Origin of the sequence: Phyllobacterium pellucidum (genome assembly GCF_013327855.1) — a bacterium.
In the GTDB taxonomy this organism is placed as follows: Bacteria; Pseudomonadota; Alphaproteobacteria; order Rhizobiales; family Rhizobiaceae; genus Phyllobacterium; species Phyllobacterium pellucidum.
In genome coordinates this window covers 500,767-518,961 of record NZ_JABUMX010000003.1, presented here as the reverse complement: position 1 = coordinate 518,961, position 18,195 = coordinate 500,767, and the positions used below count along the sequence as shown (strand labels likewise).

Genomic DNA, 18,195 nt, shown 5'->3' with positions numbered 1-18,195 from the left:
CGGAGATGGAGTTGACTAGCAGATTAGGGCGCGCCGCACAATGGGACATAAAGAAATCCTTATGCGTGCATATCCAATTTGAGCGATCTTAAAAATCGGCGCTCAAGCTTCTTCGCCGAATTTATCGGCGATCAGCGAACCAAGCGCTTGCATCACCTCGCGCGCCTGCACACCGGATGCGCTAACTTTTATGCAGCAACCGGGCGAAGCGGCGAGCATCATCAGGCCCATGATCGATGTTCCGCCGACTGTCATGCCATCTTTCTCGACCCGGACATGCGCATCGAAACCATCGACAAGTTGAACGAACTTGGCGGAAGCGCGCGCGTGCAAGCCGCGGCGATTGATGATTTCGAATGACTCCACAAGCGCGTTGTCCGGATTGAACGTACCGGTCGTTTCTGCAGTCAGGCGCATTCATGACCTCTATTTGGCTGTCAGCACCTGGCTGGCCACGTTAATATATTTTCGACCGGCGTCCTGGCCTTCGCGCAACGACGCCGCCATGTCATTGGTCAGGCGAACGCTGGAGAGCTTGATAAGCATCGGCAGGTTTACGCCCGCAATCACTTCGATCTTGCCCGATTCCATCACGGATATGGCGAGATTGGAAGGCGTCCCGCCAAACATGTCCGTCAGGATAATAACACCCGAACCATTGTCGGCGCGGGCAACTGCATCGACGATATCCCGGCGACGCTGTTCCATATCATCATCCGCACCGATCGATACGGTTTCCAAATATTCCTGCTGGCCGACCACATGCTCAACAGCATGATGAAATTCTTCGGCCAGTCTTCCGTGCGTCACAAGCACGAGTCCGATCATTCTGAAACTGCTCCTGTCGCGCCGCGCCCTTCAGCTTGGGCTTTTTTCCGCGCATTGAATGCCCCGTTTGGCAGGTGTCGCATTCTGGCAGGACGAATCGCGAAGGCAAGTGGAAAAATGGCGCCACCAAGACGCATAGTCATTTTATCGCAGTGCAAAAGGGCAACCATCTGGATTAGCTCGTTAATTTTTTCCATTGGGGCTCGAAAAGCCACGCCTCGATGGCTCTGGAAGCGGATTCCACCTCGCCTTCCGGTAGGCGGAGGCGCTGAATTGCGACGCCCTGAAGTTGTGTCGTCTCCTCATCAGCAAATCGAACCGCCTCTGCTTTATCGACGAGTTCGACAATAAGATGAATGACGGCAGTGCCTTCATGATCGACCGCGTGAAGCCCCGACCCACGCACCTCGATTCCGCCCCGCAGCGATGCCGGGGCCGAACAGATGAGACGTCCCGAAGATGGGTGTAATTGGCATTGATCATCACTGACCAGCGCTGCGAACATGCCCCTTGTGTTGGTACGCTCGATGAGTGCCCGCGCTATTGATGATTTCCCGGCACCGGACGGGCCGACGATCAGGACGCCGTGGTCGGCGATGATGATAGCCGTTGCATGGATCAGTTCTCCCGGCATGCGTGCCATCAAGCCTCAACCGGCAGAATGGCGGTAAAGCGGGCGCCGAGATAATTCTCCGGATCCTTGGGATCGGGAATGTTTTCGGCATTGAGGGTGCCGCCATGCGCCTCGATGATCTGGCGGCTGATCGAAAGCCCGAGACCGGAATTCTGCCCGAACGCCTCCCCGGCAGGCCGGTCGGTGTAGAAGCGCTCAAAAATACGATCGATCTGCTCCACGCGGATGCCCGGGCCATTGTCCTCGACGAGAATGCGGATGCGATCACCCATATGCTGCATCGAAACGGTAATAACGCCGCCCTCTATCGGGACGAAGGAGCGCGCATTCTCGATGAGGTTGGAGACGACCTGGCCAAGACGAAGATCGTGGCCGACGACATAGAAGCCCTTGCGGTTGTTTGGAAGCTTGCCGACGACCAACTCGATGCGCGTGTCCTTCTTGTTGCGGCGGACTTCGCGGGCTGCTGTCACGAGGTTGCCGAGAAGCATCTTGAGGTCGACATGCTCGGAATCTTCGCGGGCCAGTTCAGCATCGAGACGGGAGGCGTCGGAGATATCGGTGATCAGGCGGTCAAGGCGCTTCACATCGTGCTGGATGACATCCATCAGGCGTTTGCGCGACTCGTCGTTCTTCGCAAGCGGCAAGGTTTCGACGGCGCTGCGCAGCGAAGTAAGGGGGTTCTTCAGTTCATGGCTGACATCGGCCGCAAAGCTTTCGATCGACTCGATCCGGGCATAGAGCGCGTTGGTCATGTCGCGGATGGACGTCGATAGATGGCCAATCTCATCCTGGCGTTCGGAAAAATCCGGAATCTCTTCGCGGTTCTTCACGCCATGGCGCACGCGATCGGCCGCGGCGGCGAGACGCCGCAACGGATTGGCGATGGTGGATGCCAGAAACAGGGAAAGGATCGCCATGACCAGGGCCGCAACCGTGAAGACGCGGATGATCGCGTAACGTTCGCCCTGGACGATCTTGTCAATGTCGCCGCCTTCCGTGGAAAGCAGCAGAACGCCGAGAACAGCACGGAAACGCTGGATAGGAACGGCGACGGAAACGATCTGCTCGCCCTTCTCGGTCATACGCACGACAGTTGCCGGCGAACCCGTCAGCGCCTTGACGATTTCCGGATAGGACGAACCATTGCCGCCCGGCTGCTCCTGGTAGATCGGCAGGTCGCTGCGGCGCAGCAGCCTCGTCATGCGATTGGTCAGACGCTCGAAGAAACTGGGCTCTTCCCCGTCGATGGGCGGCAATTCATAACGCAACACCTGTCCACGCGAATAAAGGTGGCGGGAATCGAGAAGCAGGTTCGAGTCGCGGTCGTAGATGCGGGCGCGGGTCCGCGTCGGCGAGATGAGGCGGCGAAGAACTGGGGCAACGCGTTCCGGATTGATCGGGAAATCGAGATTGTCGAGAACGTCCGGCGATGGCGTGATGCTTTGGCCGGCCTGGAGTTCAAGCAGCTTTTCCGGATCTATGGCGATCGAATTGGTATCGACGGTCGCTGATGACGCAATGGCGCCTGCAATGATCTCACCCTGCGTCATCAGGCTTTCGACGCGGGCATCGATCAAACCGTCGCGAAACTGGTTGAGATACATGATGCCGGATAAGAGAACGGCGAGGCCGGCGAGGTTGAGGAAGAGGATGCGTCGCGTGAGGCTCGAGAAAAGATAGTTGCCGAAGACGCGGTTAAGCGGCTTGAAGAAGCGACGCAGAGCAAGCGAGCGCTTCCGGCGCATGACGGCGCTCTTGCGCGTAATATTGCCGCTTTGCAGCCCGGCTACCATTTATTCCTCAAAGAACCTTGATCGCGGCGTCTCATGGCATTCATAGCGCCACGAGACAACCTTGTTTTACAGCGGATCACACGCCTGTGAAAGCAAAGGGCCCGCTCAAGCCCATCCGTCAACTAACCTATACCGCGGCTATTCTATCAGGTTTCGCGAAAACGGTAGCCCACGCCGTAAAGTGTTTCGATCATGTCGAAATCGTCGTCGACGACCTTGAACTTTTTGCGCAGGCGCTTGATGTGGCTGTCGATGGTGCGATCGTCGACATAGACCTGCTCGTCATAAGCGGCATCCATGAGCGCATCGCGGCTCTTGACCACGCCGGGGCGCTGCGCCAGCGAATGCAGGATCAGGAACTCGGTGACTGTCAGCGTCACCGGTTCGCCCATCCATGTGCAAGTGTGGCGTTCCTGGTCCATTACCAACTGGCCGCGTTCGAGGGATTTGGCCTGCGGGCTTCCCGGCTTAACGGTGCCATCACGCGCGGCGACGCGGCGCAGCACGGCTTTGACCCGCTCGACGAGAAGGCGCTGCGAGAACGGTTTGGTGATAAAGTCGTCCGCACCCATCTTGAGGCCGAACAACTCATCGATTTCGTCATCCTTGGAGGTAAGGAAGATGACCGGCAGGTCGGACTTCTGGCGCAGGCGGCGTAGCAACTCCATACCGTCCATGCGGGGCATCTTGATGTCGAAAATGGCAAGGTTCGGCGGGCGCGCCATCAGGCCGTCGAGCGCGGAGGCGCCATCCGTATAGGTTTCGACGCGATAGCCTTCCGATTCGAGCGCAATCGAAACGGACGTCAGAATGTTGCGGTCGTCATCGACGAGCGCGATTGTTTGCATTGCGGGGACTTCCCTCATGCGCTGCCTTCCTTATGCCATTGGTCTGCACAGCTTGTGCAGTACAAATTAGGTACAAAATGTGGCACAGATCCGCGGCGGTGTCACCCGGACCGGTCCGGGCCTGTCTTACGTAAAGGGAAGAGCACGGAAATTTCCCCTTACTTAAACCGATTTAAAAATATTTAAATTCTTTAAATCGATTAAATATTTGAAACTATTCAATTTTTCTGCTTTTGACGAGACGTAGCCGCGTTCTTGTATGATGATGCAAGAATGCGGCGAATGCATCTATTGACCCTAACAACGGCGGACACATGACTAGAGAAACCGGTATCCACAACGCGTCAATCGCGCTCGGCAACTCAGGCTTGAAGGAACTTTCGGCGGTTTATTACAACCTCGAAGCAGCTGAACTTTATGAAGAAGTCGTACGCCGCGGCGAAGCACAGCTAACCGCCCAGGGTGCGTTGGTGGCCCGGACCGGTCAGCACACGGGACGCTCGCCGAAAGACAAGTTCGTCGTGCGCGACAGTTCGACCGAAGCACATGTCTGGTGGGATAACAACGCGCCGATTTCACCGGAAAAGTTCGAATTGCTCTATGCCGACTTCATGGAGCAGGCGAAAGGCAAGGAACTCTTCGTTCAGGATCTCGTCGGCGGCGCCGATGACGACTACAAGCTCAACACCCGCGTCATCACCGAGTTTGCCTGGCATTCCCTGTTCATCCGCAATCTGCTGATCCGTCCCGATCGCGACAGGCTCACGAGCTTCGTGCCGCAAATGACGATTATCGACCTGCCGTCATTCCGTGCCGATCCCGCGCGCCATGGCACGCGGACGGAAACGGTCATCGCTGTCGACCTCAATCGCCTCATCGTTCTCATCGGCGGATCGGCCTATGCGGGGGAGATGAAGAAATCTGTCTTCACGGCATTGAACTATATTCTTCCCGCCAAGGGGGTAATGCCGATGCACTGTTCCGCCAATGAGGGTCCTGATGGCGATACCGCCGTATTCTTCGGCCTCTCCGGCACCGGGAAGACCACGCTGTCGGCTGATCCTTCGCGCACGCTGATCGGCGACGACGAACATGGCTGGGGCGAGCACGGCGTCTTCAACTTCGAAGGTGGCTGCTATGCCAAGACGATCCGTCTGTCCGCCGAAGCGGAGCCCGAGATCTACGCGACGACGCAGCGCTTCGGCACCGTTCTCGAGAACGTCGTTTTGGACGCAAGCCGTCAGCCCGACTTTAATGACGGTTCGCTGACCGAGAACACACGCTGCGCCTATCCACTCGACTTCATTCCGAATGCATCGAAGACAGGCAAGGCGAGCCATCCGAAGAATATCATCATGCTGACCGCCGATGCGTTCGGCGTCATGCCTCCCATCGCAAAACTGACGCCGGCGCAGGCGATGTACCACTTCCTCTCCGGCTATACCGCCAAAGTCGCGGGCACGGAGCGTGGGGTCACCGAGCCGGAGGCGACCTTCTCCACTTGCTTCGGCGCGCCGTTCATGCCGCGCCATCCTTCGGAATACGGCAACCTGCTGCGCGAACTCATTGCCGAGCACGACGTCGATTGTTGGTTGGTCAATACCGGCTGGACTGGCGGCGCCTACGGTACCGGCAAACGCATGCCGATCAAGGCGACGCGGGCGCTTCTCTCAGCAGCGCTCGATGGTTCCTTGAAGAACGTCGAGTTCCGCACGGATCCGAACTTTGGCTTCGACGTGCCGGTTTCCGTGCCAGGCGTCGATCAGTCGATCCTCGATCCGCGCTCGACCTGGGCCGACAAGGCAGCCTATGATGCTCAGGCGATGAAACTTGTCGATATGTTCGTTCGCAACTTCGGCAAATTCGAAAGCCACGTGGATAGCGATATCAGGGCTGCCGCGCCGCATATGCCGGTCGCCGCAGAATAGGCCAGACAATTGTTAAGAGCCCCGCCCGCGGCGGGGCTCTTTGCATTTCATGCAGCTTTGCGCGAATCAAAGATTGGGTTACCAATCTGGCATGGAAGAGAGCCGCACCCGGATCAAAATCACCAACCGGATCTGGATCGATGAAAGCGATCTGGAGGAGAGCTTCATTCGCTCGGCTGGACCAGGCGGCCAGAATGTCAACAAAGTTTCGACCGCCGTACAGCTTCGCTTTCTTGCGGCGAATGCGGGCCTGCCCGACGAAGTCTTCGCACGGCTCCTCAAACTTGCCGGTCAGCGCGCGACGAAGGACGGTGATATTCTCATCGAGGCAAGCCGCTTCCGCACGCAGGAGCGCAACCGGGAAGATGCGCGCGAGCGGATGGTTGCGCTGATCGCCAAGGCGGCCGAGCCGCCGCCGCCACCGCGCAAGAAGACGAGGCCCACGAAAGGTTCGATCGAGCGTCGCCTCAAGGCGAAGTCCGGCCGTTCCGACGTAAAGAAGATGCGTGGCAGGGTATCCGGCGACTAGAGTCCTGGTCGCCAATACCCGACGCTATAATCTGCTCGGGTGATTTTCTAGCCTTTTCAAGTCCTTCACGGAATGTCACAACTGCATATGTCGGTTTGAACAATTATCAGGAGCCAGTTATGGGACTGTTTGATTTCGTTAAATCCGTAGGCAAGAAGATCGGTATCGGCGACGACGAGCCAAAGGCCGAAGATCTGAAGAAGGAGCTCGACTCCCACGAGCTCGGTACCGAAAATGTCGAGGTCTTGGTTCAGGGCGACAAGGCCGTTCTCAAGGGAAATGTGACCAACCAGGAAATTCTCGAAAAGGCGATTATCGCCGTTGGCAATTCCCTTGGCATTTCCAAGGTCGAAACCGACGAGCTCAAGATCGACAATGCGCCGACGGGATCGATTGAAAAGGCCCCGGTGTTCTATACGGTCAAGAAGGGCGACAATCTCTGGAAGATCGCCGAAGCCCAGTATGGCAAGGGCAAGGGCGCCAAAAACACGCTTATTTTCGAGGCCAACAAGCCGATGCTCACCCATCCGGACAAGATTTATCCGGGCCAGGTGCTGCGCATTCCTGAACTCAAATAACCCTTTCACTAGGCACGGCCCGGTCCTGCCGGGCCGGCAAGCTTTGCATTCAAAACGATGATCCTGCTGGCACCTGGAATTCGCTATTATCCCGATTATTTTGATCAGGCGGCGCAGGCCGCATTGGTTGAGGATATCAGGGCGGTGGTTGCACAGGCGCCGCTTTATGTTCCGGCAATGCCGAAAACCGGCAAGGAGATGAGCGTGCGCATGACCAATTGCGGCGCGCTCGGCTGGGTTACGGACAAGGAGCGCGGCTATCGCTACCAGCCTGTGCATCCGATTACTGGGGAACCTTGGCCACCTATTCCCGAGCGCCTGCAACAGCTCTGGCATCATATCTCGGAATTCCCGATGCCGCCCGAAGCCTGTCTGGTGAATTTCTATGCGAACACCGCCAAGATGGGACAGCACCAGGATCGCGATGAGCAAAATCTCAACGCGCCCGTCGTTTCGGTTTCGCTTGGCGATGCCTGCCAGTTCCGCTTCGGCGGCACAAAACGAACCGATAAGACGCAGTCGCTGCGTTTATCGAGCGGTGATGTCATTGTGCTCGGCGGCGAGGGTCGCCTCGCCTATCATGGTGTCGACCGGATTTATCCCGGAACGTCGATGCTGCTCAAGGGCACGGGCCGCATCAACCTCACGCTTCGCCGGGTCACAGCTTCCTGAGCGCAACTTCCTCGATCAAATGATTGTCGCCCTTGCGCAGGATAAGATCGGCACGGGGTCGTGTCGGCAGTATGTTCTCACGCAGGTTCTTGAGGTTGATATTGGCCCAGAGGCTTTCGCCGATGGCGCGCGCCGCATCTTCTGAGATCGTGGAATAACGATGGAAGAACGACGTCGGATCGCGGAATGCAGTCTCGCGCAGCCGCATGAAACGGCTGATGTACCATTTGTGGATCTGCTCTTCATCGGCATCGATATAGATCGAGAAATCGAAGAAATCGGAGACGAACGGCACCATTTTGCCATCCTCCGGCAGGTCGCGAACCTGCAAAACGTTGATGCCTTCAAAAATCAGGATGTCGGGTGCATCGACGGTCTGAAATTGCCCGGGCAGGACGTCGTAGGTCAAATGCGAATAGAGCGGCGCGTTGACGTTGCGCTGGCCAGCCTTGATCGACGAGAGAAAGCGTAGGACCATGCCGACATCATAGCTTTCGGGAAAACCCTTGCGTTCCATCAGGCCTTTAGCGCGAAGCACCTCGTTTGGATAGAGAAAACCGTCGGTCGTGACGAGATCGACTTTCGGGCTCGACGGCCAACGCGCCAGCAATTCCTTCAATACGCGTGCCGTCGTGGATTTGCCAACCGCGACCGATCCCGCAATGCCAATAATAAACGGGGTCTTGAAGGATTCGCTGGTGTTGAGAAACCGGCGACGCTGGTAGAACAGAAGCTGGCTCGCCTCGACATGGGCCGACAGCAAGCGTGAAAGCGACAGGTAGATGCGCGTAACTTCATCGAGATCAATCGGGTCGTTCAGCGAACGCAACCGCTTGATCTCGTCGTAAGTCAGCGTCATGGGCGTATCGGCACGAAACTCCGCCCATCGCTCCGCACTGTAGAAGCGGTAAGGCGAAAACTCGCTGGGTGCCAATTGGTCCATGACTTCCCCTTCCCTCTGCCGTTCGCTCGTCGAAGAACGGAACACGATCAACCCTGCCCGCGCGCGGCTTTTTCCTCAAGCCCGGTTTGCGCCGTCCGCCGTTCGAGCTCGGCAAGCACGTCGTCAAGCTTGATGCCCGAGATTCCAAGAACAACGACAAGATGATAGAGCAAATCAGCACTCTCCGAAACAATCCCCTTGGCATCGCCGGAGACAGCCGCGATCACGGTTTCTACCGCCTCTTCACCAAGCTTCTGGCTGGCCTTGCCTATGCCCTTGGCGTAGAGGCTTGCCGTATAGGATCCGGCATCGGCGGAGGCGGCACGCTCTGCGACGATGCGTTCGAGGTCACTAAGGGTAAATGAACTCATGGGTTGTCTCCACTCAGCGGATGGGATCAAGGCGCATCGGAATACCCGCTGCCGCCATGTGGACCTTGGCTTCGCCAATCGAATACGTGCCGAAGTGGAAAATGGATGCCGCAAGGACGGCGGAGGCATGACCTTCGCGTATGCCTTCGACCATATGGTCGAGATTGCCGACCCCTCCCGATGCGATGACGGGAACCTTGACCGCATCGGCAATGGCGCGCGTGACCGGAATGTCGTAGCCGATCTTCGAGCCATCCCGGTCCATCGAGGTCAACAGAATTTCGCCGGCGCCGAGATCGACGACCCTGCGGGCAAAGTCCACTGCATCAATGCCTGTGGCTTGCCTGCCGCCGTGGGTGAAGATTTCCCAGCGGTCCGCCTCGCCTTCGCCTGATACTTTCTTTGCGTCGATGGCAACGACGATGCATTGATTGCCGAACTTGTCAGCCGCCTCGGCAATGAATTCGGGATTGTTGACAGCGGCTGTGTTGATCGAAACCTTGTCAGCCCCGGCAAGCAGCAGCTTGCGGATGTCGGCAACGGTACGTACGCCCCCGCCCACCGTCAGCGGCATGAAGCACTGCTCGGCCGTGCGGGCTACCACATCGAAAATCGTCTCGCGATTGTCCGAGGAGGCGGTAATATCGAGAAAGCAAAGCTCATCGGCGCCCGCCGCGTCATAGGCCTTGGCTGCCTCCACCGGATCGCCGGCGTCGATCAGATCGACAAAATTGACGCCCTTGACCACACGTCCGTCCTTGACGTCGAGGCAGGGAATAACCCGGGCCTTAAGGGTCATGCGGCGCGCTCCCTTGCTTGCCGAAGCACCGTCAGCGCTTCCGCCGGATCAATGCGGCCGTCGTAAAGTGCACGCCCGGAAATCGCGCCTTCGAGCCGTGCGGCATCGGGCATGGTCATGCGCACGATATCGGCGATCGAGGCAAGGCCGCCCGAAGCAATGACTGGTATGGACACTGCTTCGGCCAGTTGCAGCGTCGATTCCCAATTGATGCCGGCAAGAACGCCGTCGCGATCGATATCCGTGTAGATGATCGCGGCAACGCCCGCACCCTCGAACTTCTTCGCAAGTTCAATCACGCCAAGCGTCGATGCTTCCGCCCAGCCTTCGACCGCAACCTTGCCACCCTTGGCATCGATGCCGACGGCAATCTTGCCGGGGAACGTTTTACAGGCTTCGATAACCAGTGCGGGATCGCGAACGGCGACGGTACCGAGGATGACACGCGCAAGGCCCTTTGCCAGCCACGACTCGATGTGCGCGATCGTGCGGATGCCGCCGCCGAGTTGGACAGGATTTTTGGTCGCCTTGAGGATGGATTCGACCGCCGCGCCGTTGACGGACTGGCCAGCAAAGGCGCCGTTGAGGTCAACCACGTGCAACCACTCGAAGCCCTGGTCCTCGAATTCCTTCGCCTGCGCCGCCGGGTCCGTATTGTAAACGGTCGCCTGCTCCATATCGCCGAGCCTCAAGCGCACGCATTGCCCGTCTTTGAGATCGATTGCCGGAAACAGTATCACGGGTTCCACCTCAGAAAGTTGGCGATGAGAGCCAGGCCGAGCGCCTGGCTCTTTTCCGGATGAAACTGCGTCCCCGCCATATTGTCGTTGGCAACAGCAGCCGTCACGGTGCCGCCGTAGTCGGTAACGGCGATCACGTCGTTTTCAAGTTCCGCATCGAGAAAATAGGAATGCACGAAATAGGCGTGAAGGCCTTCCGGCCCAGTCCTGATTCCGTCGAAGAGCGGGTGCGGACGCGTCAGGCGGATGGTGTTCCAGCCAATTTGCGGGATTTTCAGCGCCGGATCGGAAGGGACCATTTCGCGGACATCACCCTTGATCCAGTCGAACCCGACGGAGATCGTCTTCTCCAGCCCGCGCGACGACATGAGCTGCATGCCGACGCAAATGCCAAGGAACGGCCGCGCCTTGTCCGTCACCACTTCATGGATCGCCTCGATCATTCCGGGAACGGCATCAAGACCTTTGAGACAATCGGCATAGGCCCCTACGCCCGGCAGGACGATGCGGTCGGCGCCCAGCACCCGATCAGCATCGGCTGTGAGTTCGATCTCCGCACCTATTCCGGCTTCGCGCGATGCCCGCTCGAATGCCTTCGTGGCCGAGCGGAGATTGCCGGAGCCATAGTCGATGATGGCAACGCGCATGCTCAATTCTCTCCGCGATGGCTGACGAGCCCGACCATTCCGCCGAGCGGTGCCGGACGCGGCGTCGCCGCGAAACCCGGCGTATCGGGGGTCGGGACGGGATTTTTAGCCGGGAGCACCGGACGGAAACGCTCTGTTCCGAGAAACCAGATCGTTTCGGCGTCGCTTGCGTTGTGCGCATCGACGACGCCGGCAAGTTCGAAGCCGCTCCGCTCAAGAGCGGCCGCGCGCCAATGGTTCGCCTCCAGCCCAACAAGCAGCGATACCAGAAATCCGATCAGCCCGGCAGCTCCATCGTGGCCCGTATAGCTGCCGACCGCCGAAATCGCGACACCGGCCGCAAGCACCATGGCCGCCTCGAACCATAATCTGTGAAAGAGCAGCCACACAAAAGGCAGAAGGAGCGCGAGAAACGCAAAGCCGTCGCGGATGAAGACGGTCTTGTCCTCATTGCGCCCGCCATTGTCTGGTCGCGGTGTCAATACCAGGAAGCTCGCCATGACCCAAACCTCCGCTAGCCGTTGAGCGTACCCTTGGTGGAAGGGATCGCGTCCTTCTGCCTGGGATCGGTTTCGATGGCGTTACGTAACGTTCGTGCCACCGCCTTGAAACAGGTTTCGGCAATATGATGGTTGTTGGCACCGTAAAGGTTCGTTACGTGCAAGGTGATGCCGGCATTCTGCGACAGGGCCTGGAAGAACTCGCGAACAAGCTCAGTATCGAATGTGCCGATTTTCGGTGCCGAGAACTCGACTTGCCACACGAGGAACGGCCTGCCCGAAACGTCAAGCGCCGCTCTGGTCAGCGTCTCATCCATTGCAAGGTCGAGCGAGGCATAACGATTGATCCCGCGCCGGTCGCCGAGAGCCTTGGCGATCGCCTGGCCGATGGCAATGCCCGTATCCTCCACGGTGTGGTGATCGTCGATGTGAAGATCGCCATTCGCCTTGATGTCCATGTCGATCAGAGAATGGCGCGAGAGCTGTTCCAGCATGTGATCAAAGAAACCGACGCCCGTTGCCACGTTGAACGTGCCGGTACCGTCCAGATTAACCGATACGGCAATCGAGGTTTCCTTGGTGGTCCGCTCGATCTTTGCCGTGCGTTTGTTAGGGCTGCTCATCTACTGTTTTCCCGCCACATGGATCCGCAAGCTGGCTTTCAATTGTGGCCTTCTAGAACATGGGCGGCGAATCTCCAAATGCTTTGATGGCGCAGATTCCGGCAGCATTTGCATTTCGGCGGCCGCGTCATACATAAGTGGCACAGAAGGGGTTCGATCTGCTGCCAATTGGAGCATAATCGGACCTGCTTGAAGGAGAACCCAATGCAAGAACACAATCCCTCCACCATGTATGGCACGACCATCGTTACGGTTCGCAAGAACGGCAAGGTCGTCATTGCCGGTGACGGACAAGTCAGCCTCGGCAACACGGTCATGAAGGGCAATGCACGCAAGGTGCGCCGCATCGGCAAGGGCAATGTCATCGCCGGATTTGCCGGCGCCACCGCAGACGCCTTTACCCTGCTCGAACGGCTTGAAAGCAAGCTTGAACAATATCCCGACCAGCTGATGCGCGCCTGCGTCGAGCTCGCCAAGGACTGGCGAACCGACCGCTATCTGCGCCGCCTTGAGGCGATGATGCTTGTCGCGGACAAATCGGTTACGCTCGCTCTTACAGGAACAGGCGATGTGCTGGAGCCGGAATTCGGCGTGATGGCCATCGGTTCAGGTGGCAATTACGCCCTCGCGGCAGCGCGTGCGCTTGCCGATACCGACCTTGGCGCCGAGGAAATTGCCCGCAAGGCCATGCAGATCGCCGCGGATATCTGCGTTTTCACCAATACGAGCGTTACCCTCGAGAGTCTCGATGCCGAATGAGCCACACTATCACTACCGCTTCATTCCGGTTGAGCCCCGCCACCTCAACATGATCATGGAGTGGCTGGCGGAACCGCATGTGGCGAAGTGGTGGGGCAAGAGCCCCGATGAAGAAATGGCCTTGATCATGGAAAGCATGGACAGCGTTTCGGTGGAACCCTTCATCATCATGCTTGGCGACGAAGCGATCGGCTATCTGCAGACCTATGATCCGCATCTGGAGGACGATCATCCCTATCAGGATCAGCCGACGGGAACGCTCGGTCTCGACCAGTTCATCGGCGAGCCCGACCTGATCGGACAGGGCCACGGGCCGAGGCTCCTCGACGAATTCGTATCACTCCTGTTCGAAGAGGGCGTGCCCCGGGTGATCGTCGATCCCGATCCGGCCAATGCCCACGCGGTCAAAGCTTACAAGAAAGCAGGCTTTATCGCTTTCGACACCCGCACAACCATCTATGGTCCCGCCCTCATGATGGCGCGCGACAATCCTGAACTTTCTTCAGATGAAACGAGAATACAATGACAACATTTTCTCCCCGTGAAATCGTCTCTGAGCTCGATCGCTACATCATCGGCCAGAAGGACGCAAAACGCGCCGTTGCCATCGCCCTGCGTAACCGCTGGCGCCGCCAGCAGCTCGAGGGCCAGATGCGCGAAGAAGTCATGCCCAAGAACATCCTGATGATCGGACCGACAGGCGTCGGCAAAACCGAAATCTCGCGCCGCCTTGCCAAGCTCGCCGGCGCACCGTTCATCAAGGTCGAGGCCACGAAATTTACCGAAGTCGGCTATGTCGGCCGCGACGTGGAACAGATCATCCGTGATCTCGTCGAGGTCGCAATCGGCCTTGTGCGTGAGAAGAAGCGCGAAGAAGTGAAGGCTCGCGCTCACGTCAACGCCGAAGAGCGTGTCCTCGATGCCCTTGTTGGCAAGACGGCAAGCCCGGCAACGCGCGACTCCTTCCGCAAGAAACTTCGCGACGGCCTGATCGATGACAAGGAAATCGAAGTCGAGGTCGCCGAAACCGGCTCGGGCATGCCGAATTTTGAACTGCCGGGCATGCCCGGCGCCAATATCGGCGTGCTTAACCTCAGCGACATGCTTGGCAAGGCGATGGGCGGTCGCACCAAGACTGTGAAGACCACGGTCAAGGATTCCTACGGCGTCCTAATCAATGACGAGTCGGACAAGCTTCTCGACCAGGAACAGATCACCAAGGAAGCAATGCGTTCGGCAGAGGATGACGGCATCGTCTTCCTCGACGAGATCGACAAGATCGCCGCACGTGACGGCGGCGTCGGGGCGGGCGTTTCCCGCGAAGGCGTGCAGCGCGATCTGCTGCCGCTCGTCGAGGGCACAACTGTTGCGACCAAATATGGACCGATCAAGACCGACCATATCCTGTTCATCGCCTCGGGCGCTTTCCATGTCGCAAAGCCCTCGGACCTCTTGCCGGAATTGCAGGGGCGTCTGCCGATCCGGGTCGAGCTCAGCGCGCTTTCGCGCGATGACATGCGCCAGATCCTGACCGAGCCGGAGGCTAGCCTCCTGAAGCAGTATATCGCATTGATGGAAACGGAAGGCGTGACGCTCAACATTACGGACGATGCCATCGACGCGCTCGCCGATATCGCGGTGGACCTCAATTCTACCGTGGAGAACATCGGGGCGCGGCGGCTGCAAACCGTCATGGAGCGTGTCCTTGATGAGATTTCGTTCTCGGCTCCGGACAAAGCCGGGACCGAACACACGATCGACGCCAAATATGTCCGCGAGACCGTCGGCGACCTTGCCAAGAATAGCGATCTTTCGCGCTTCATTCTCTAGTTTCCTGCAAGTGCGGCAGCGGCGCATTTTGCAATGCGAAACAATGCCTCCCTGCCAGAGGGGGAGGCATTTTTCTTTTGGGGCAAGCGCTGACGATGAGGTTTTTCTGGCTTTCGCGTGAGCAAGAGGCTATTTGGAACGCCCGACGGAATTCTGGACCGCTATGAGAAACCACCTGATCTGCCTCACGACGAGCCTTGCGCTCGCGCTTTTTGCGGCCGTGCCAACGGCGACAGCCGTGACAGTCGTTCCGGAAGGAAATCGCAATGCGAGCCAGCCTGGCGTTCCGGCTGCATCGGCAAAACGCACCCGCGATCTCAACACGACATACGAAGCCAAGTACCAGAAGATCTATAATCTTCTGAAAACGGACTCCAAACTGCGCTCGAAGATCGCCAGCGTTGCCCGAACCTATGGCATCGATCCGGTCCATATTGCCGGCGCATTGATCGGCGAGCACACCTATAATGTCGACGCCTATGACCGCCTGCAAACCTACTACGTCAAGGCGATTTCCTACGTGCAGCAGGGTCTCGCATTCGACTATCAAGGCGAGACCATCGGGACTTTCGTCAAGCGCCCGCAATTTTCGGAATGCGCGCAGTTCAAGGACAGCTTGCGTTTGTGGACCTGCCGGGAGGACGTTTGGGACCATGATTTTCGCGGCAAGACGGTAGGCGGCAAGCGCTTCCCTGACAACCGTTTCAGCACTGTGTTCTTCCAGCCCTTCTACGCCGGCCAGAGTTTCGGCCTAGGTCAGCTCAGCCCGCTGGTCGCATTGCAGATGACCGATATGGTCAATCGGTATTCGGGTCTGCCTAAGCTCGATGCCGACCATGCGGCCGAGGTCTACAAGACCATCATGGATCCCGATCTGACGTTGCCCTACATGGCGGCGACACTGAAGCACTCCATCGAAGTCTACCGCCGCGTTGCCGATTTCGACATTTCCAAGAATCCCGGCGTCACCGCGACGCTGTACAATACAGGCGGTGCCGATGCACGCGCCCGCGCGCTAGCCGACGCCAACGCCGCGCGTATCGCCAATGGCCAGGCGCCTGAGTTTCCGGCCGAAAATTATTATGGCTGGCTGGTGAACGAGAAAATCGATCAGCTGCGAGAATTGTTCTAGACTACAGGTTCAGCGTTTCGGCACGGTTTTCAATCGCTCGATCAGCTCGCGGGCGGTCGCATCATCCATATCGGCAATGGTGATCGCTAGCAGGTTGGCAAGCTCTGTCGCTGCCGGCGAAAGACCGCCGGTATCGATGGTGACGCGCGGGTCCGAAATCATCGCGAGCCGCTGCAATTCCTCCGCCTCGTCCCAGATGATGTTGAAGTACTGGATGATGCGCTGCAGCTTGTCCCAGGTCGGTTGACCACGATTGCCGTGCTCGAGCGCCGAAAGGTAGGCAGCCGAGACGCCGATTGCCTTGGCCATTTCCTTTTGCGAGATTCCCCGCTCGCCCCGGAGATCGCGAAGTTTTTTCCCGAATGGCGTCATGGCGCATCGCTCAGGCGGCGCATGCGCACATAGATAGCGCCGCTGCCGCCATGGTTGCGGGCCGCGTCCTCATAGCCATTGACCAGCGGGCGGAACGACGGCGTCGCAAACCATAGTGGCACAGCCTGCTTCAGCACGCCGTCGCTTCCAAATGAAGAGCCCTTGCCGGTAATGACCAGCACGTAGCGCAGCTTGCGCAAATGCGCCCGTTGCAAAAATCCGAGCAGCAGCCCATATGCCTCGCTTTGCGTCAGGCCATGGAGATCGATCCTCGCCTCTATGTCGACGCGCCCGCGCGCGATTTTCTTGTGCGTCGGACGGTCGATCGGGTGCAGACGATGCGGCGGCGGGGCTTTTGGAACAGCAGGGCCGAGGGCCATCGGCTTTGTATTCTCCGGCGCGGACGGATGGACCTTGGCTTCCTTCTCGGGATCGTCGCTGAGAAAGAGTGGCTTGGTCTTGCCCTTCAATGGCCGTGCGGTCTTTGCCACCGTCTCCCAGAGGATCCGGTCTTCAAGCGTGGCGAATCCGTCCTGCGGCCGCTTCCTCATCGCGCCCCGGCCAACAGCGAACGGGGCACCAGCGCATAAAAATCGGCACGGTTGCGGATGCCGCCGGCGATTTCGCCGGCCGCATCGCCCGATCCGGCAAAAAGATCGCCCCGGGCCGGGCCGACAATTGCCGAGCCGGTGTCCTGCGCAATCATCAGCCGGGCAAAGCCGTCGCCGCCAAATGCCTTCAAGTCCGGTGCATGGATATAGAACGGCGTGCCAAATGTATGCAGCAAGCGGTCAACGGCGAGCGAGCGGCCGTTGGTCAACGGCACTTTGGCTGCGGCGACAGGTCCAAGCGTCTCATCTTCGACGTCGGCTTCGCGGAAAAAGATGTAGGAACGGTTGTTCCACATAAGCGCCTGGGCCCTGTCCGGATTTGCCGCCAGCCAGGCGCGGATTGCCTGCATCGACATTTTTTCAGGCGGAACTTCTCCGCTTTCGAGAAGAATCCTGCCGATACCGGTAAACCTGTGCCCAGTTTTCGCAGCATAGGTGATCCGCCGGAGGCGGCCGTCGGTCATCTTGAGGCGAGCGGCGCCCTGGACGTGAATGAAGAAGGCGTCAACCGGGCTTTCGACAAAGGCAATCTCGAGACCCTGGCCGACGAGCGCGCCCCTCTCAATTGCCGGTCGGTCGAAGTATTCGGTCAAGCCTTCGGGCGTTTTTCGCGCAAAGGCGAAATAGGGATCGAAGCCTTGCGGTCGATTGCTGTCATTGACATCGACGAGATCGGCCGGGCGGCCGAGAAATGGGACAGTGTAACGATCGGTACGGACGGGCGACGCCGCTACCTCTGGCTCGTAGAAGCCCGTTACAAATCCATCCTCGGCATCCGCCGGCCGGACCAGGGCCGGCCTGAACCAGCGCTCGAAGAACTGCCGCGCTGCCGCGTCGGTCTCCACCAATGTTTCACGTGAATCAGCAAAAATTGGCGCTAGCGCTTCAAAACTGATGCCAAGGGAGCCGCTCTTATAGGGCTTTTCCAGTACATGCTGCGCGGAGCGCCGGAAGGCTTCGAAAGCGGGAAGGTGGTGATCGTCTTGCCAACCGGGGCAGTCTGCAAAATCCACCGGCTTGAACAGGGGCGACAGCATGGCTTTTTCTCAATCGCT

The 18,195-nt window shown here is 58.5% G+C and carries 24 protein-coding genes; 8 read left to right on the top strand and 16 right to left on the bottom strand.

The annotated features are described in order from the left end of the window. Positions 1-102: 102 nt before the first annotated feature. The 6 genes from HQ945_RS15890 to HQ945_RS15870 all read right to left on the bottom strand — a co-directional run bounded on the left by HQ945_RS15890 (position 103) and on the right by HQ945_RS15870 (position 4,124). Positions 103-417, bottom strand: a complete 315-nt coding sequence (locus HQ945_RS15890) for an HPr family phosphocarrier protein (RefSeq protein ID WP_027230904.1) — start codon at positions 415-417, stop codon at positions 103-105. Between the two features lie 9 nt (positions 418-426). Then, positions 427-828 (bottom strand): PTS sugar transporter subunit IIA, encoded by a 402-nt coding sequence (locus HQ945_RS15885; protein ID WP_027230905.1) that lies wholly within the window; start codon positions 826-828, stop codon positions 427-429. Beyond that, positions 825-1,025: a hypothetical protein gene (locus tag HQ945_RS22710; RefSeq protein ID WP_139202512.1), complete on the bottom strand. Its 201-nt coding sequence runs from the start codon at positions 1,023-1,025 to the stop codon at positions 825-827. The genes HQ945_RS15885 and HQ945_RS22710 overlap by 4 nt, the downstream gene beginning before the upstream one ends. Then, positions 1,004-1,471: an HPr kinase/phosphorylase gene (locus HQ945_RS15880; RefSeq protein ID WP_113279914.1), complete on the bottom strand. Its 468-nt coding sequence runs from the start codon at positions 1,469-1,471 to the stop codon at positions 1,004-1,006. Before HQ945_RS15880 ends, HQ945_RS22710 begins: the two co-directional genes overlap by 22 nt. Next, entirely contained in the window at positions 1,471-3,258 is a 1,788-nt protein-coding gene (locus HQ945_RS15875; RefSeq protein WP_113279915.1) for a sensor histidine kinase, read from the bottom strand. The genes HQ945_RS15880 and HQ945_RS15875 overlap by 1 nt, the downstream gene beginning before the upstream one ends. Positions 3,259-3,404: 146 nt before the next feature. Next, on the bottom strand, positions 3,405-4,124 hold the full coding sequence (locus tag HQ945_RS15870) for a response regulator transcription factor (protein WP_027230908.1): 720 nt from the start codon (positions 4,122-4,124) through the stop codon (positions 3,405-3,407). A gap of 296 nt (positions 4,125-4,420) precedes the next feature. On the opposite strand from HQ945_RS15870, the gene HQ945_RS15865 reads away from it, so the two are divergent. From HQ945_RS15865 to HQ945_RS15850, 4 genes are all read left to right on the top strand, one after another. After that, a complete protein-coding gene (locus HQ945_RS15865; protein ID WP_174208270.1) occupies positions 4,421-6,034 on the top strand; it encodes a phosphoenolpyruvate carboxykinase in 1,614 nt (537 codons plus the stop codon). A gap of 91 nt (positions 6,035-6,125) precedes the next feature. Continuing rightward, positions 6,126-6,563 carry an alternative ribosome rescue aminoacyl-tRNA hydrolase ArfB gene (gene arfB, locus HQ945_RS15860; protein ID WP_113279917.1) on the top strand — a complete coding sequence of 146 codons (438 nt, stop codon included), beginning with the start codon at positions 6,126-6,128 and terminating at the stop codon, positions 6,561-6,563. A 119-nt stretch (positions 6,564-6,682) separates the two neighbouring features. Next, positions 6,683-7,141 carry a peptidoglycan-binding protein LysM gene (gene lysM / locus HQ945_RS15855; protein WP_113279918.1) on the top strand — a complete coding sequence of 153 codons (459 nt, stop codon included), beginning with the start codon at positions 6,683-6,685 and terminating at the stop codon, positions 7,139-7,141. Positions 7,142-7,198: 57 nt separating this feature from the next. Next, complete coding sequence (locus tag HQ945_RS15850; RefSeq protein WP_027230912.1) at positions 7,199-7,813, top strand: alpha-ketoglutarate-dependent dioxygenase AlkB family protein; 615 nt, start codon at positions 7,199-7,201, stop codon at positions 7,811-7,813. Here HQ945_RS15850 and coaA read toward each other — a convergent pair. From coaA to hisB, 7 genes are read right to left on the bottom strand one after another with little or no spacing between them, the layout of a single operon-like run. Continuing rightward, complete coding sequence (gene coaA, locus HQ945_RS15845; RefSeq protein ID WP_027230913.1) at positions 7,800-8,756, bottom strand: type I pantothenate kinase; 957 nt, start codon at positions 8,754-8,756, stop codon at positions 7,800-7,802. The two genes, HQ945_RS15850 and coaA, sit on opposite strands and share 14 nt — an antisense overlap. A 47-nt stretch (positions 8,757-8,803) precedes the next feature. After that, a complete protein-coding gene (locus tag HQ945_RS15840; RefSeq protein ID WP_174208269.1) occupies positions 8,804-9,127 on the bottom strand; it encodes a phosphoribosyl-ATP diphosphatase in 324 nt (107 codons plus the stop codon). Positions 9,128-9,140: 13 nt separating this feature from the next. Continuing rightward, positions 9,141-9,926: an imidazole glycerol phosphate synthase subunit HisF gene (gene hisF / locus HQ945_RS15835; protein WP_174208268.1), complete on the bottom strand. Its 786-nt coding sequence runs from the start codon at positions 9,924-9,926 to the stop codon at positions 9,141-9,143. Beyond that, on the bottom strand, positions 9,923-10,666 hold the full coding sequence (gene hisA / locus HQ945_RS15830; protein ID WP_174208267.1) for a 1-(5-phosphoribosyl)-5-[(5-phosphoribosylamino)methylideneamino]imidazole-4-carboxamide isomerase: 744 nt from the start codon (positions 10,664-10,666) through the stop codon (positions 9,923-9,925). The genes hisF and hisA overlap by 4 nt, the downstream gene beginning before the upstream one ends. After that, positions 10,663-11,313 (bottom strand): imidazole glycerol phosphate synthase subunit HisH, encoded by a 651-nt coding sequence (gene hisH, locus HQ945_RS15825; protein ID WP_174208266.1) that lies wholly within the window; start codon positions 11,311-11,313, stop codon positions 10,663-10,665. Before hisH ends, hisA begins: the two co-directional genes overlap by 4 nt. Positions 11,314-11,315: 2 nt before the next feature. Continuing rightward, entirely contained in the window at positions 11,316-11,813 is a 498-nt protein-coding gene (locus tag HQ945_RS15820) for a DUF2628 domain-containing protein (RefSeq protein ID WP_027230918.1), read from the bottom strand. A 14-nt stretch (positions 11,814-11,827) separates the two neighbouring features. Beyond that, positions 11,828-12,436, bottom strand: a complete 609-nt coding sequence (gene hisB, locus HQ945_RS15815) for an imidazoleglycerol-phosphate dehydratase HisB (RefSeq protein ID WP_027230919.1) — start codon at positions 12,434-12,436, stop codon at positions 11,828-11,830. A gap of 204 nt (positions 12,437-12,640) precedes the next feature. Between hisB and hslV the strand changes: the two genes are divergently transcribed. From hslV to HQ945_RS15795, 4 genes are all read left to right on the top strand, one after another. Next, positions 12,641-13,195, top strand: a complete 555-nt coding sequence (hslV, locus tag HQ945_RS15810) for an ATP-dependent protease subunit HslV (RefSeq protein WP_027230920.1) — start codon at positions 12,641-12,643, stop codon at positions 13,193-13,195. After that, entirely contained in the window at positions 13,185-13,721 is a 537-nt protein-coding gene (locus HQ945_RS15805; RefSeq protein WP_091947444.1) for a GNAT family N-acetyltransferase, read from the top strand. Before hslV ends, HQ945_RS15805 begins: the two co-directional genes overlap by 11 nt. Beyond that, positions 13,718-15,025 carry an ATP-dependent protease ATPase subunit HslU gene (gene hslU / locus HQ945_RS15800; protein WP_027230922.1) on the top strand — a complete coding sequence of 436 codons (1,308 nt, stop codon included), beginning with the start codon at positions 13,718-13,720 and terminating at the stop codon, positions 15,023-15,025. The genes HQ945_RS15805 and hslU overlap by 4 nt, the downstream gene beginning before the upstream one ends. 163 nt (positions 15,026-15,188) lie before the next feature. Continuing rightward, complete coding sequence (locus tag HQ945_RS15795; RefSeq protein WP_174208265.1) at positions 15,189-16,157, top strand: DUF1402 family protein; 969 nt, start codon at positions 15,189-15,191, stop codon at positions 16,155-16,157. Positions 16,158-16,166: 9 nt separating this feature from the next. On the opposite strand, the gene HQ945_RS15790 is transcribed toward HQ945_RS15795, so the two are convergent. The 3 genes from HQ945_RS15790 to mltA are packed head-to-tail and all read right to left on the bottom strand — an operon-like array spanning position 16,167 to position 18,177. Continuing rightward, positions 16,167-16,529 carry a helix-turn-helix domain-containing protein gene (locus tag HQ945_RS15790; protein ID WP_027230924.1) on the bottom strand — a complete coding sequence of 121 codons (363 nt, stop codon included), beginning with the start codon at positions 16,527-16,529 and terminating at the stop codon, positions 16,167-16,169. Continuing rightward, the gene (locus HQ945_RS15785) at positions 16,526-17,080 is read right to left on the bottom strand and encodes a Smr/MutS family protein (protein WP_113279926.1); all 555 of its coding nucleotides are present in this window, start codon (positions 17,078-17,080) and stop codon (positions 16,526-16,528) included. The genes HQ945_RS15790 and HQ945_RS15785 overlap by 4 nt, the downstream gene beginning before the upstream one ends. Continuing rightward, positions 17,077-18,177, bottom strand: coding sequence for a murein transglycosylase A (mltA, locus tag HQ945_RS15780; RefSeq protein ID WP_113279927.1), 1,101 nt, complete (start codon positions 18,175-18,177; stop codon positions 17,077-17,079). Before mltA ends, HQ945_RS15785 begins: the two co-directional genes overlap by 4 nt. Between the last annotated feature and the right edge of the window lie 18 nt (positions 18,178-18,195).

Coding starts and splice junctions, on each gene's coding strand:
- lysM (WP_113279918.1), top strand. CDS start 6,683: ATGGGACTGTTTGATTTCGTTAAATCCGTAGGCAAGAAGATCGGTATC.
- HQ945_RS15880 (WP_113279914.1), bottom strand. CDS start 1,471: ATGGCACGCATGCCGGGAGAACTGATCCATGCAACGGCTATCATCATC.
- HQ945_RS22710 (WP_139202512.1), bottom strand. CDS start 1,025: ATGGAAAAAATTAACGAGCTAATCCAGATGGTTGCCCTTTTGCACTGC.
- HQ945_RS15805 (WP_091947444.1), top strand. CDS start 13,185: ATGCCGAATGAGCCACACTATCACTACCGCTTCATTCCGGTTGAGCCC.
- HQ945_RS15850 (WP_027230912.1), top strand. CDS start 7,199: ATGATCCTGCTGGCACCTGGAATTCGCTATTATCCCGATTATTTTGAT.
- HQ945_RS15885 (WP_027230905.1), bottom strand. CDS start 828: ATGATCGGACTCGTGCTTGTGACGCACGGAAGACTGGCCGAAGAATTT.
- HQ945_RS15890 (WP_027230904.1), bottom strand. CDS start 417: ATGCGCCTGACTGCAGAAACGACCGGTACGTTCAATCCGGACAACGCG.
- arfB (WP_113279917.1), top strand. CDS start 6,126: ATGGAAGAGAGCCGCACCCGGATCAAAATCACCAACCGGATCTGGATC.
- hisB (WP_027230919.1), bottom strand. CDS start 12,436: ATGAGCAGCCCTAACAAACGCACGGCAAAGATCGAGCGGACCACCAAG.
- HQ945_RS15790 (WP_027230924.1), bottom strand. CDS start 16,529: ATGACGCCATTCGGGAAAAAACTTCGCGATCTCCGGGGCGAGCGGGGA.
- HQ945_RS15870 (WP_027230908.1), bottom strand. CDS start 4,124: ATGAGGGAAGTCCCCGCAATGCAAACAATCGCGCTCGTCGATGACGAC.
- HQ945_RS15785 (WP_113279926.1), bottom strand. CDS start 17,080: ATGAGGAAGCGGCCGCAGGACGGATTCGCCACGCTTGAAGACCGGATC.
- hisH (WP_174208266.1), bottom strand. CDS start 11,313: ATGCGCGTTGCCATCATCGACTATGGCTCCGGCAATCTCCGCTCGGCC.
- HQ945_RS15820 (WP_027230918.1), bottom strand. CDS start 11,813: ATGGCGAGCTTCCTGGTATTGACACCGCGACCAGACAATGGCGGGCGC.
- mltA (WP_113279927.1), bottom strand. CDS start 18,177: ATGCTGTCGCCCCTGTTCAAGCCGGTGGATTTTGCAGACTGCCCCGGT.
- HQ945_RS15865 (WP_174208270.1), top strand. CDS start 4,421: ATGACTAGAGAAACCGGTATCCACAACGCGTCAATCGCGCTCGGCAAC.
- hslV (WP_027230920.1), top strand. CDS start 12,641: ATGCAAGAACACAATCCCTCCACCATGTATGGCACGACCATCGTTACG.
- hisF (WP_174208268.1), bottom strand. CDS start 9,926: ATGACCCTTAAGGCCCGGGTTATTCCCTGCCTCGACGTCAAGGACGGA.
- hslU (WP_027230922.1), top strand. CDS start 13,718: ATGACAACATTTTCTCCCCGTGAAATCGTCTCTGAGCTCGATCGCTAC.
- HQ945_RS15875 (WP_113279915.1), bottom strand. CDS start 3,258: ATGGTAGCCGGGCTGCAAAGCGGCAATATTACGCGCAAGAGCGCCGTC.
- HQ945_RS15840 (WP_174208269.1), bottom strand. CDS start 9,127: ATGAGTTCATTTACCCTTAGTGACCTCGAACGCATCGTCGCAGAGCGT.
- HQ945_RS15795 (WP_174208265.1), top strand. CDS start 15,189: ATGAGAAACCACCTGATCTGCCTCACGACGAGCCTTGCGCTCGCGCTT.
- coaA (WP_027230913.1), bottom strand. CDS start 8,756: ATGGACCAATTGGCACCCAGCGAGTTTTCGCCTTACCGCTTCTACAGT.